Below are 13,314 nucleotides of genomic sequence, written 5' to 3'. Positions count from 1 at the left end.
CATATTGCTCGTAACAGTTGTGGACTGCATTCCAGCCAGGACTGCTCGTCTGCATCGGCGAACTCAATAGAGTTCGCGATACTCAAATTGAAAGCTGGTTGACCCAGCCGCGACCCCCAGGGTCCTCTGCAGCTTCTGGTAGCCTGCGAGCGGAACAACGATGCAATCGGAACTGCCGGCATAGCAAACCTGAACCCGGATCGATTCGCCGCAAATGTTTTGAACCAGAACAATTTGGTCGATGATCTTGGGATTCATAGTTTGCGGATGCGTCAACGGATTGACCGATATGCAAAGCTTCCCGTCCGGCGTCTTGTGATTTGGAGCGTAAGTGCCTTCCATGGGCCGCATTGAACTCGAAGGCCGAGTCGAAATGCCGGAGCCGCCATACATCGGTGGAGATGTGCGGCCGTAGCCCGAAAGTTGTGCATCGGCCGTCGTTGCGAGGAGCGATGAAACGACCGCCACGCATATCGCCACGAAACCATCTGAGCTCGTCGATCGATCGTCACACATCTTCACTACACATCTTCACTGCTCGTTCTGCATGGATAGCGTTGCAGTTGCGGCAACAGAATGACAAACAAATTGTTCCATCGATCGCGCCAGATCGAAACGTTCCTCTTCCTTGCGATGGAAAGCCTATGCTAGAGAGTGCACTCTTCGTAGATAGAGTGTCTGGTCATTGAACATCTGTCGAATATGATACTGTGTCGGCAGTCATATTGTGTCGGCAGTCATATGATGAGCATCCTCAACGCGAGTATTCTCGGCGTCAAATGCTGAAGCAGACACCAAGACACACTGTGGTGCGGGGCGCTAAACTGGCGAACCTACCGAGCCTTTCCGTGATCATCCCGAATCACAACTACGCCGCTTACGTGGGATCGGCGATCCGCAGCGCACTGGATATACGATGGCCGAAAGTCGAAGTGATCGTCGTTGATGACGGTTCGACGGACAATTCGCTTGACGTCATCAACGAATTTGCAGACGAGGTCGCGATCATCAATCAGGCGAACGCCGGGCAGATGCCGTCTTGTGTGAACGGCTTTCGCAGATCCTCCGGCGACGTCATCATATTTCTCGACTCGGATGATGCCCTGCATCCCGATGTGATGACGGAGATTGCATCCGTCTGGTCGGAGGTCGCGAGCAAATATCAGTTTCAGATGCGCGTCATCGACGCAAAGGGGCAGCCGACTGGAAATGTCCTGCCGCAGTTCTTCTCCCGTCCGGCCTCGGAGGACATCGGCAGGTGGATGACGACGACCGGTGCCTATCCGACGCCGCCGGGGTCGGGAAATGCCTACCCGAGATGGTTTGTCGAGCGTGTTTTCGGCTTTGAATCCGACTTTGTCGACCGGGCGCCGGACAGTTATCTGCTGGCGGCCGCTCCCGCGTGTGGCCATATCGTGACGATCACAAAGCCCTTGGCAGACTATCGCGTGCACGGCCTCAATCACGGGGCCTTCCTTCAACTGGACGATACCCGCTTTGCGAGAGAGATCGACCTCACGCGGCGGCGCTACAAATTCTTTACCGAGATCGCGAGCACCGAGAAACTACCGGTGGCGTCCGATGCGCTCAACAGAAACGTCATATTTCTTTGTTTGCGGACCGCGTCGTTCAAGCTGCGGCCAGATCTCCATCCACTCGCCCAGGACAGCTCATTGCGTATCGCTGCCGATGCGCTTCGGGCCGTTGCGACTCCGCAAGGGTTCTCGATATCCCAGCGCATATCGTTGCTGGGCTGGATTTTGTGCGTACTGATCAGTCCGCGGTACTTTCGACGTGCCCTGGTGAGTTTGCGATACGTGCCTGCCCAGCGGCCGAAATGGTTGCGCGCTTTGCTCGGTCTATTCCGCGTCATTCGATGATCGGGGCAGGGCTGGACTGCATCCGTTGGACGGAAGCTGGACGGCGGATCGACCTCAGGCCAGCGCTTGGCGGCTGCGACCATACGCACAGCATTGCCATCATGATCAGAAATGGAGCCATGGCGAGGTTGCCGCCGCCGAGCTGATAGCAAGCCAGCATCGTCAATGCGAGCATCGAGTTGTCTTTCCTGAAGATCGAGAGGAGGAGATAAAACAGAAAGACTATAAGCCCGATAATTCCATAATCTGCGACGAGCTTGAGAACGGGATTTCCGCTGCCGCCAAAGTAGGCAGGCGACCGCTCCAATCCGCCGGGCCCCGAGCCGATAAGCACTCTGTCGGTCTGAAAGAGATAGTTCCAGGTCTGTAGTTGTGCGACGTAGCGCGCATAGCCGCTCGACTTGGTTGAACTGAATTCGTCCAATCTATTAACGATAGGATCGAAGGGTTCCGGCGCAACGAGGTAGGCAGTTCCGACTATCAAGACAGCCGTCGCTCCAATGGCGATAACGCGCAGCGATTTGAGCGGAGCAATCAGGGGATAGACGCCGAGGGACACGGCGAGCACCAAAAGGCCCGATCCGGATCGAGTCAGGACGTATGAGATGGCGTACAGCGGAAGATAGCTAAATCGCCGCAATAGGAAGACATCGACGATTACACCTATAGCGAGCAATTGGGATAGTGCTCCGGGCTCCATCGGGAAAAACCCGTTCGCGCGTCGATTCAAGGACCCATAAAATTCGACCGCATTTTGGTTGTACGCAGACTCAACGAGGACCGGGTCAAGCGCCGGGATTGCATCCTTGAATGAGAAGATGCGTATGCCGCCGAACTGGAGGGCAATCTGAACGATGGCCAGAACGGCGCACAAGCGAACATAGAACAGGAAAGTGGGAAGGACAGCCTCGTTCGAGAATCTTGTTGAGGGTCCGAATAGGAAGATCGAATTCGTGACAAGAACCATCGCGAGCGACGCCGGGCTGGTCTCCACACCGCGATCAGGAGATTCGGCTGCAGCGACTGCGCTGACGAGAAACCAGATGACGACAAGTCCGAACGCGAGAGTCTGCGGCCCGCGAAGGCGTACAAGACCAACCCACCATCCCCACGCCACGAGCGCAAAGAATCCGAACAACGAAAAGAAGATCTGTCCGGTTCCTACGAGGAGTCCAAAGCGCTGCATGCAAATGCACAGAATGAAGGCGATATGCGCGAAAATGACGCTGTTGCTCTCGTCACTTGACGCTGCTGCAGCGCGCTTGTTAGACGAGCTTCTGGCTGGGAATGTATCGAGGCTCACCATGTTCGGACTCGTCGATCCCTGTTTCTTGGCGCCTCGGTTGGTAGTGTCCGCTTGGGCGGCGCGGGACAACAATCGCGATCGACCTTGGTCTCGCTCGTGAGGCTGTTAACCCTCTATACTAGAGCCGGTAGCAACTTCCACATGGAACACGACACGAGCGCAAGATTTAACCCTTACGTTCATGGCGCCAGAGGTCTGTTTTGCCTCATGGTATTCGTCTATCACGTTGTTCATTCCGGACTCCCGACGTTCGAGTTGTTTGCCAGGGGGCTGTTTGGAGAAGCGCTGCAGACCGGAAAGTTCGGTGTCGAGTTTTTTTTCGGCATCAGCGGAATCGTCATTCTGCCAAGCCTGTATCGAGCATCCTCGGTCGTGACCTTTATCCTTGACCGCTATGCGAGGATTCTTCCGGTCCTCTGGGCGACGGTTATCGCGATTGCGATTTTCGGCTGGGTTTCAGGAAAGGGTCAAAGTCTGCTGCTGGTGGGCGCAAATCTGCTCGCGCCGCCTCCATTTATTGACGTCATTCAAATCAATCCTGCTGCGTGGTCGCTCGGATACGAATTCCTGTTCTATGGCGTATGCGCCGTCGTCTTCCTGATCAGCGGTTTCAGTCGGCCGCTGGCGTTGGCACTGGCCGCCGGTTCGCTGATCTTCGTCGTGTACTACCCCCGCGCGCTCCTGATGATCGGCGGCGTGCTTGTCGCGGAGAAATATCTATCGTCGACGTTATTGCAATCCTTGGCGAAATACCCGGCTATCTTCTTCGTGCTGTTCTTGACTGTCTGGAGAGGCCTCGAGCTTGTCAGCGCAGCGGATTACGTGGGCTTTGTGACGCCGGCGCATCTCTCATTCCATGACTGGATCTCCGCATTTCCATTTGTCGTTCTTGGCGGCCTCTTTGGGACCATTTTCCTGCTGGGCATGTCCCGCGGAAACGGTCCGTTCGGAAGAATGCTCAGTTGGCCGGTCATGCAGTGGTTGGGTACGATCAGCTTCAGTTTTTATCTCTGGCCGCCGCTCGTCATGGCCGGGGTCAAGCTCATCATGTATCGAACGGGTATGGTCGATGCGTTGGGCCACGGGTCGCAACTGGTGTTCTTCCTGGTCTCGCTTCCGCCGTCGCTTGTCGTTGCAACGATCAGCCATCGGTTCCTTGAAGTAAAGGCGACGGGACGGATTCGAAAACGGATTGACAGGATCTCTCAGGCGAAGCCGGCAGTCCGGCCGATCATGGAGGACGCGACAGCGAAGGAGGGAACCTGATCGGGGGAGCAGTCAAATGTTCTTGAGTGGTCGACAAGTCATCGCCTCAAAACGATCGCAAGTTGAACATCTACTCGGGAAAAAGCAGCAGGGCCGTGTGCCTGAGCGTGCCGGCTCGCGACGTGGCAACGTCACCGTTGCCATCGTCTTTGCGCATTGGACCGGCACAGCGTCCCCGCCGGAGCCAACAGCCGAACCGAAAGGATCTCGATGATGATCGCAGTCGCGCGCAGGCAAGTCCTTTGTGTTGCCTCGATAGTTCTTGCGCTCGGATCGGCAGCGCCGGCCTGGAGCGCCGGCTGGGAGCTGGTGTTTTCGGATGAGTTCAACGGCGACAAGCTTGATCGAACCAAATGGGCGACCCGGTACATCTACAACAACGAAACGCTGGACCGGTTCAACGACGAAAAGCAGCGCTACCGCGACAACCACGTGGTGTCCGGAGGTGTCCTGAGCCTGACTGCAAAAAAAAATGAGTCGTCGGACACGTTCGATTCCGCGATGATCAGAAGCCACCAGACATTCTATTACGGCTACTATGAGGCTCGGGTCTTTCTTCCGAATGCGCGGGGATCGTGGCCGGCATTCTGGCTCGAAGCCGATTACGACATCGATGGAAAATTTTGGCATCCACCGGAGATCGACATCTTCGAGTACGTCATCAACGGCGTGGAAGACAAGCCGAACATGCTGCACTCGAACGCCATGAGCAAGGACAAGTGGACGCCGCAGTCCTACACCTACGTGGACAACTCGTTCGTACTCAGGTTTCAGGACATGGTCAGCAAGGAGGACCTGAACAAGGATTGGCATATTGCCGGTTTCGTTTGGGCGCCTGACCGCATTTCGTTCTTCTGGGACGGCCGCCTCATCTACACGCGCACCTACCAGTGGCTCAGGAAGGACGACCAACTGGGGCCGCCGGCGCACATCGATCTTAATTACGCTGTCGGCGGAGCGGCTTGGGCAGGCCGGCACGGGGTCGATGACGCGGCTTTCCCGCAGACGTTCAAGATCGACTACGTTCGTGTGTGCCAGTTCACGACGTCCGAGCGGGGAAGCCGGAAATGTGGTCCGAGCGATGTGACACCCGATCCGAATGATTTTGGATATACGGCAGCGCTCAACGATATGCCGAAGCCAACTTTCCTCAACGTCACGAAGGCGGTAGCGGATAAGAAACCGAATGCAGGGGTATTGTCGCTGACCACGACCGATCCGCTCAAGATCGAAGTTCCGATCAAGATTCCGGATGACTATCCGACAAATCGAACGCTTCACGTATACGTCTTCGACGAAACGACCGGCGCCATCGTCGCATCGGCGAAGAAGCCGCTGCAACCGGTCTCTCGCAAGGAAGGGGAAGGTGGCGCCAGTGTGATCGAATTTGCGCTGCCGGCCGTGCCGCGCGAGGGAAACTACCTGCTGGGCAGCAAACTGACCGCTGACGTTGCCGGCGAGGTTGGCCCCAAAGAAGTCCCCGTTGCCTGCGACACTACGCTGATCCAACCAAAAAAAGCCAGATCTTGCCGTCTATTGTCGCTGCATGTGGGACGCTGATCGGGAAGGGTGGATCCGGCGCAAGTACAACTCGTCGTGATCTGGATCAAGCCGAGTAGCGCTGGTTCGGATCGGCAAGCTGTCCGATGTCGGTCTGAGTTTTGCTTTGGCTGTGGCAGGTGAGCCCCCTTCGTGCGGGCTTACCTGCCACAGTCGGTGTCTTGCAAAGGTGTAATCGTCCATGAACTCCAAGGTTCGGGCCGTCAGGCAAATCCTCCGTGGTGCGTTGCGCGGCAGCCCGAGCCGGCTCTGCGATCATCGCACGTGGCGAAGCGAACATCCGCACACCTGGCTGACTGCAGTCGAAGAAGAGGTGCTAGCGCGGAGGGCGCCGGTTCGATTCGGCAGCCGCGACGCAGGGTTCGGTGAAAGCGTTGACAACAGAATGCCTGAGCTGGGCGTTCTCAGCCTGAACAATGCCCGCATTCTCGGTCCCGACGGTTGGCTCGTGACAGAAGATGGATCGCTGCTCTACGAGAGCACCTGGTACGGATCTTCTTTCTCGCGCCATCCAAGATCAATTGCCTACGGGACGCCGCTGCCGCTGAGTGGCACCTGTCTCGCGCTGGCGAGTGATTTCGGCGGAGGGAACTATGGGCACTTTCTCCTCGACTGCCTGGGACGCCTGGCGCTTTTCCAGAACAGTGGCCTATCGCTCGATGATGTGGATTATATCTATTTGCCCAAACCGACGTCCGAAACAGCAGCCAAACTCGTTCGCCGGCTCGGAATTCCAATGCACAAGTGCGTGTGGGCAGGCCAGGACGATATCCAGGCCGATCTCGTGATCGGCACTTCGTTTCCGGGCTTGCGGCGGAACTATGCGCCGTGGCTCACTGAGTTCTTCCGCTCGCAGGTAGCCAAGTCGCCGCTTCGTCACGACAGGCGCGTATACGTTCCGCGCAAAGGGCAAAGGAAGGTCGCCAACGAAGATGAGCTGATGCCTGCGCTGAAAAAGTTCGGCTTCCAGGTCTACGACTTTGTTGATGTCGAGGATGAAGCGACGTTTTTCTCGGAATGCTCGATTGTCGTTGGCCCACATGGTGCAGGCCTGACAAATCTCGTATTCTGCTCACCGGGGACAAGGGTCCTCGAGCTGATACCCTCAGACCACGTGCATCCCTACTACTACACGATCGCAACATCCGCGGGCGCGGAATATTCTTACATTGTGGGACCCAGCAAGGGAACGCGCCCGCAGGGCGCGTTTGGACCCAGTCCATTCGATTTCGAGGTTGCGCCTGACATCTTCGAGCGCGCGCTGGAAACCATCTGTCAATGAATGAGCGTTGAAAATGGTCGCTGCTGGTGCGCATGCGGGGCTTCCTTTGTCGAAAAATTCAATCGCCATCGGAGCTGCCTGGATCGGCGTGAGCCGGCTGGTAGTCGCCAGTCTCGGCTTCCTGAACACGCTCATATTGGCGAGAATGCTCACGCCGGAAGATTTCGGCCTGGTTGCCGTCGCGACGGCCATCATTGCTATCCTGACGTCGATGACCGAACTGTCCCTGACATCGGCGCTCATTCACCACAAGGATCCAACTGAAGACCAATTCCACGCCGCGTGGACGTTGAGCATGGCTCGGGCTTGCTTGCTCGCACTCCTGCTGTCGTTGCTCGCTTATCCGGTGTCGTTGTCCTACGGCGATGGCCGTTTGGTTCCGATCCTGTTGGTCCTGAGCTGCTCGATTGCGATATCCGGTCTTCGGAATCCGATGCTCGCAATGATGCAGCGTCAACTCGTCTTTTGGCAGGAATTCGTGACGAGCATCAGCCGGGCGCTCGCAACCATTCTGGTCTCCTCCGGGATCGCCATTTGCTTCAAGAGCTATTGGGCACTGATCGCCGGGGCCGTCGCCGCCAATCTCGTCGACGTCGTCGCCTCCTATTTGATCCGGCCGTTCCGGCCAAGATTCCGGATAAAGGGCAGTCGCTCCCTGTGGTCGTTCTCTGTGTGGCTATCACTCGGACAGGCCGTCAGCACGCTGAACTGGCGTTTCGACCAGATCATCATCGGATATTTCCTCGGGAAATCCGCTCTGGGCGGATATGTGCTGGGCAGCGACCTGGCCGCCACGCCGACAAGAGAAGCCACAAACCCGCTCGCAGGAACGCTGTTTCCCGCGTTCGTCAAGCTGAGGGACGACAAAGCCGCCCTGCAGCGAGCTTATCTGTCGGCGCAATCAATCCTGTGTGCGATCGCCTTTCCGGCGGGGTTCGGCTTCGCGCTGATCGCCGATCAGTTCGTGCCGCTTGCTCTGGGTAAGGCCTGGGCAGGCGCGACGATCGTGATCCAGCTTCTCGGTGGCGCAATTGCGTTGCATACGCTCAGCGCGACCGTCCAGCCCCTTGGTCTGGCCCTTGGGCAGACCCGCAGATTATTTCATCGCGACGTTGCGATCCTGATCGTAAGGCTGCCTGTCATCGTTGCCGGCTTGTGGGTAGGAGGAATACTTGGCCTGCTTGTCGCTCGCGTGGCGATTACACTCGGCGGTGTCGTATACAACATGGTCCTCGTCCGCGAACTGATCGACACTTCTGTCTCCCGGCAATTTCTCGTGAATCTGAGGACCGTTCTGTCCACCTGCACGATGATCATTGCCGGTCTTCTGACGAATTGGGCTTTCGTCACATTTTTTGGCCATGAGTCTCACGTCTATGCTCGATTGATCGCCGTAGTTCTCGTGAGCGCTCTTGCCTATGTCGGGTCACTGTTTGGAGTCTGGCGAGCGGCAGGCTCGCCGACTGGGCCCGAGCTTGAGATCCTGCGAATCCTCGTCGCAATCGCCAATAGGTTTGGGAAACTGGGAAAATCGTCAATGACAACCGTGCAGCCGGGTGAGCAATTATGAATGAAAGGTCGAAGCGCCGCGTCGCGCTGATTACGGGTATCACTGGTCAGGACGGTGCCTATCTCGCCGAGTATCTGCTCGGCCTGGGCTACACCGTCCACGGCATCAAGCGGCGATCGTCCTCATTCAACACCGCCCGCGTCGATCATCTTTATCAGGATCCGCATGCCGGCAACGTGCCGTTCCTCATGCATTACGGCGACATGACGGATTCAACGAATCTGATCCGTCTGATGCAGCAGATCCGGCCGACCGAGATCTACAATCTGGCCGCGCAGAGCCACGTCGCGGTCAGTTTCGAGAGCCCGGAATACACCGCGAACGCGGATGCGATCGGAACGCTGCGGTTGTTGGAAGCGATCCGGATTCTCGGCATGGAGAAGGAGACGCGGTTTTACCAGGCGTCCACCTCCGAGCTCTACGGCCTCGTGCAGGAAGTGCCGCAGAAGGAGACGACGCCATTCTATCCGCGTTCGCCTTACGGCGTCGCAAAATTGTACGGCTACTGGATTACGGTGAACTACCGTGAGGCCTACGGCATGTATGCTTGCAACGGCATCCTGTTCAACCACGAGAGCCCGATCCGCGGCGAAACCTTCGTCACCCGCAAGATCACGCGCGGCGTCGCCCGCATCGAGACGGGCCTCGAAGAAATGCTCTATCTCGGCAATATCGAGGCCAAGCGCGACTGGGGCCATGCCAGGGATTATGTCGAAGGCATGCACATGATCTTGCAGGCCGACGGGCCCGACGATTTCGTGCTAGCAACCGGGGAGACCCGCTCGGTGCGCGAGTTCGTGGAGCTCGCCTTTGCCGAAGTCGGCCGCAGTGTCGAATGGCGGGGCAAGGGCGTCGACGAAACCGGCATCGACAAGAAGTCAGGCAAGATCGTGGTGCGGATCGACCCGACCTATTTCCGTCCCACCGAGGTCGATCTCTTGATCGGCGATCCCAGCAAGGCGCGCGAGAAGCTCGGTTGGAAACCCAGGACCCCGTTCGCGCAACTGGTCAAGGAAATGATGGCAGGCGATTTGCTCGAGGCCAGGCGAGAGGTTGCCAATGGTAAGCACTCCGTTTGAACTGGCCGGTAAGACCGTCTTCGTCGCCGGCCATCGCGGCATGGTTGGCGCCGCGCTGGTGCGGCGGCTGGCAGAGGAAAATGTCGAGCTGCTGACGGTGTCGCGGAGCGAGGTCGACCTGCGCGACCAGACCGCTGTCGACAAATGGTTCGCTGCAAAGCGTCCGCAGGCAGTATTCCTTGCTGCCGCCAAAGTCGGCGGCATCGTCGCCAACAACACGCTGCGCGCCGAGTTCCTCTACGATAATCTGGCGATCGCAACCAACGTCATTCACGCCGCGCACGTCAATCGATGCGAGAAGCTGATGTTCTTCGGCTCATCCTGTATCTATCCGAAACTCGCAGCCCAGCCGCTGCGCGAAGAGTCGATGCTGACCGGCCCGCTGGAGCCGACCAACGAGCCTTACGCGATCGCCAAGATCGCGGGCATCAAGATGATCGAGGCGTATCGCAGCCAGTACGGATCAAACTTCATTAGCGTGATGCCGACCAATCTTTACGGTCGCGGCGACAATTATCATCCCGAATACAGCCACGTCGTCGCGGCGTTGATCTGCCGCTTCCACGAGGCCAAGATGTCGGGGGCGAAGAACGTCGAGGTGTGGGGCACCGGCACGCCGCGGCGCGAATTTCTCTTCGTCGGCGATCTGGCGGACGCCTGCATCCACCTGATGAAGACCTATTCGAGCGGCGAGCTCGTCAACATCGGCACCGGCGAGGACATCACGATCGCTGAATTCGCTCGCGTGGTCGCGGCGATCGTCGGCTATTCCGGCGAGATCAGCTATGACACCTCGCGCCCCGATGGCACCCCGCGCAAATTGCTCGACGTCAGCCGGTTAGCGAAGCTGGGTTGGCGGGCCAAGACCTCACTCGTGGATGGGCTCAAGCTGGCCTATCAGGCGTATCTCAGCGAAAACGCGCAGGCGGCGGAGTAGGGAACGCTACCGCTTTGTTGTGCGGGCCAACGGTCGCGTGAGCGCGCGACCGTTGACGGCAGTTGGCGCGATTGCATCGGGGCGATCACTCCGGGGTGAACCAGCAGTTCGGCAGCGCGACGTCGTCTCTGTTTGCGACGTTTCTCCGGTCGAGGTCGTGAGGAAACCTTCTCGCAGGCGCCCGACGAGAAACGCGATCCTTGCGCAAGAACGAGAATTCCATGATCGGGGGGACCTTGAAGTCCCTGTATTCGATCGGTTTGAAGTAATTATTTGGATGGATGTGTACGACGTCGAAGTGCTTGGTGATCTTCTTGAAAACGGCTCCGATGAGTTTGAGACCGATGGGATTGAGAAGTCTGTCCAAGGAATGGAACTCGATAATCATGATCCTGAAGCGGTTCAGGTACTCTGAGTTCGTCTCGATGAGAACCTCGTATTCGCCGCCCTCAATATCCATCTGGAGAATGAGGTCGCCGGTCTGAGGGCCCTTTCTCGACATCCAGTTCTCTAAAGTCATGAACTTGGCGTTGTTTTCGTTCCCGAGGAATTTCTTTTCGAAATCCAGCAGATCATTCTGGATCGCGGGTGCATCCACTGAGAAGTCAGCCAGGAAACACGGTATGCCGCGTCTGGCGAGCCCGAGCTCGAAATCAGAGACGTTGTAAACGCCCGGCGAAAAGCAACCGACGCATCCATCCAGGTCGTCCGGAACCAGATAGCCACCATCAGCCGGTCCGCCCAGTCGAATCAATTTCTTGTCCGTTGCCACAGGGAAGAGGTCCCGGAAGTACTCCCTGAGCTCCTCCTCCTTTGAGGTGCCGGATATCATAAGGTCGTTATCGAGCAGGCGTGACTTCACATAGTCCTTCAACAAACCAATCATGCGGTTGACTCCGAGCTCGCTAACGCATCCGGGTGCCGCTTGCTGCAAGAAGCGGCACTCCGGGTAGGTTCGTTGCCTATGTTCGTTGCGATGAACACATTTGCCTGCCTTAAGACTTCAATAGATTCGATTTTTGTCATGAATATGTGCGGTGCTGTCGGTAATCGGGAGCGTTGCCGACACTGCCTGTGGCTGCTAAGCGGATCTATTCCGTTCTCTGGAATCTGATCTGTTCCGCGCCGGCGAGGGACGCCAGGGGACGCGAGAGGGTGATTGAGGCAGAAGCCGGCTGAGCGCGAAAGATCGAATCTGATGCCTGACGCAGGAGCCCGGCACCGCAAACTGTCCGGCACTCTCGCTGGCAGCACGCAGATGCTGTAGCAAATACCTCGCGGAACGCGGAAGTGGATTTGTCGAATGCGAATTTTGGGTAATGCATCAGAAGCCGTTCGATGCTGTGATGCGACCGGCGGCACCGAAGAGTTCAGGACGATGGCCGAAAATCCCATGAAGGGTTCTCGTACCCTCATCACGGAATTGCAGAGTGAGATCGACAGGGTCATCGGGCCTTATCTGGAAGGCGTCGACGACTTTGCGCTGGTTGACTTCCCGAACCATCCAAATGTGGGAGACAGCGCCATATGGTTGGGTGAAGAGACCTATCTGCAAAAGAAGCTGGGAAGAGCGCCGTCCTACGTGTGTACCTACGACACCTGGGCAAAGGAGGATTTTGAAAGAGCGGTTCCTGCCGGACCTATCCTCATCCATGGCGGCGGCAATTTCGGTGACCTGTGGCCAAGTCATCAGGAGTTTCGTCTCAGGCTTCTATCGGAGTTTCCCGACCGCCAGATCATCCAGTTGCCGCAAACCATACACTTCTCCTCGAAGGCAAGCCTCCAGCGCGCCGCGGACATCATCAACGCTCACAAAAAGTTCCTGATTCTGGTTCGCGACGTGCAAAGTTTGAAGGTCGCCAGAGAGGAATTCACGGCGCCCGTCGATCTCTGTCCGGACATGGCATTTTGCCTGGGGCCGCAGAGCTCGCGAGCGGCAATAACGAGGGAGTTATTGCTGTTGCTTCGAACCGATCACGAGAAGGTAGAGCGGCCGCGTTCTCGTCCGCTTCCGAACTTTGCAGTTGTCGAGGACTGGTTGACGGAACAGCGCGGCTTGGGAAAGTGGTTGTTTCTCAAGGCGCTGCTTGAGACGTCCCTTCTCGCGTTCAAAGGCAGGATGCCATCCGAGCTCGACGCGCGCATTCGATGGTTTCACCTTTTGGCGTCGAACCGTGTAGCGCGTGGAATGAAGCAGGTTGGATCGTCGGCCTATGTGATCACGGACCGGCTTCACACGCACATATTTTGCGTGTTGTTAAATGTCCCGCACTCGGTCCTTGACAACAATTATGGAAAGATCAGCACCTTTGTCGACGCCTGGAGCAAGCCCTTCGAGAAGTTGGGCCGACCATTGAGCACGAGTGTGGACGAGGCGGTGGCAACCTTTCTGGATATATGCAAAGGCGCTCCGGCGTCGCCGAATCAAGGATGA

Annotated in this window: 11 protein-coding genes; 8 read left to right on the top strand and 3 right to left on the bottom strand. The window is 57.4% G+C overall.

What is annotated here, in order from left to right; genetic code table 11:
* Positions 1-63: 63 nt before the first annotated feature.
* Positions 64-468 (bottom strand): hypothetical protein, encoded by a 405-nt coding sequence (locus tag FXV83_RS37505; protein ID WP_148744797.1) that lies wholly within the window; start codon positions 466-468, stop codon positions 64-66.
* 311 nt (positions 469-779) lie between these two features.
* Here FXV83_RS37505 and FXV83_RS37500 point away from each other — a divergent pair, with 311 nt between their 5' ends.
* Complete coding sequence (locus tag FXV83_RS37500) at positions 780-1,880, top strand: glycosyltransferase family 2 protein (RefSeq protein WP_148744795.1); 1,101 nt, start codon at positions 780-782, stop codon at positions 1,878-1,880.
* On the opposite strand, the gene FXV83_RS37495 is transcribed toward FXV83_RS37500, so the two are convergent.
* Positions 1,870-3,186: a hypothetical protein gene (locus FXV83_RS37495; RefSeq protein ID WP_148744793.1), complete on the bottom strand. Its 1,317-nt coding sequence runs from the start codon at positions 3,184-3,186 to the stop codon at positions 1,870-1,872. The genes FXV83_RS37500 and FXV83_RS37495 overlap by 11 nt on opposite strands.
* A 141-nt stretch (positions 3,187-3,327) precedes the next feature.
* Here FXV83_RS37495 and FXV83_RS37490 point away from each other — a divergent pair, with 141 nt between their 5' ends.
* From FXV83_RS37490 to FXV83_RS37465, 6 genes are all read left to right on the top strand, one after another.
* Positions 3,328-4,452: an acyltransferase family protein gene (locus FXV83_RS37490; protein WP_148744792.1), complete on the top strand. Its 1,125-nt coding sequence runs from the start codon at positions 3,328-3,330 to the stop codon at positions 4,450-4,452.
* Between the two features lie 210 nt (positions 4,453-4,662).
* The gene (locus tag FXV83_RS37485; RefSeq protein WP_148744790.1) at positions 4,663-6,012 is read left to right on the top strand and encodes a glycoside hydrolase family 16 protein; all 1,350 of its coding nucleotides are present in this window, start codon (positions 4,663-4,665) and stop codon (positions 6,010-6,012) included.
* Positions 6,013-6,193: 181 nt separating this feature from the next.
* On the top strand, positions 6,194-7,294 hold the full coding sequence (locus FXV83_RS37480; RefSeq protein ID WP_148744788.1) for a glycosyltransferase family 61 protein: 1,101 nt from the start codon (positions 6,194-6,196) through the stop codon (positions 7,292-7,294).
* Between the two features lie 13 nt (positions 7,295-7,307).
* Positions 7,308-8,864, top strand: a complete 1,557-nt coding sequence (locus FXV83_RS37475) for a lipopolysaccharide biosynthesis protein (protein WP_148744786.1) — start codon at positions 7,308-7,310, stop codon at positions 8,862-8,864.
* On the top strand, positions 8,861-9,943 hold the full coding sequence (gene gmd, locus FXV83_RS37470) for a GDP-mannose 4,6-dehydratase (protein ID WP_148744785.1): 1,083 nt from the start codon (positions 8,861-8,863) through the stop codon (positions 9,941-9,943). The genes FXV83_RS37475 and gmd overlap by 4 nt, the downstream gene beginning before the upstream one ends.
* Positions 9,924-10,880, top strand: coding sequence for a GDP-L-fucose synthase family protein (locus FXV83_RS37465; RefSeq protein WP_148744783.1), 957 nt, complete (start codon positions 9,924-9,926; stop codon positions 10,878-10,880). Before gmd ends, FXV83_RS37465 begins: the two co-directional genes overlap by 20 nt.
* Before the next feature lie 85 nt (positions 10,881-10,965).
* Here FXV83_RS37465 and FXV83_RS37460 read toward each other — a convergent pair whose 3' ends face one another.
* A complete protein-coding gene (locus FXV83_RS37460) occupies positions 10,966-11,766 on the bottom strand; it encodes an FkbM family methyltransferase (RefSeq protein WP_148744781.1) in 801 nt (266 codons plus the stop codon).
* Between the two features lie 417 nt (positions 11,767-12,183).
* Here FXV83_RS37460 and FXV83_RS37455 point away from each other — a divergent pair, with 417 nt between their 5' ends.
* A complete protein-coding gene (locus tag FXV83_RS37455; RefSeq protein WP_148744779.1) occupies positions 12,184-13,314 on the top strand; it encodes a polysaccharide pyruvyl transferase family protein in 1,131 nt (376 codons plus the stop codon).

The organism is Bradyrhizobium hipponense (assembly GCF_008123965.1).
Classification (GTDB): Bacteria; Pseudomonadota; Alphaproteobacteria; order Rhizobiales; family Xanthobacteraceae; genus Bradyrhizobium; species Bradyrhizobium hipponense.
The sequence above is the reverse complement of the archived record's forward strand: the minus strand, read 5'-3'. Positions and strand labels throughout refer to the sequence as shown.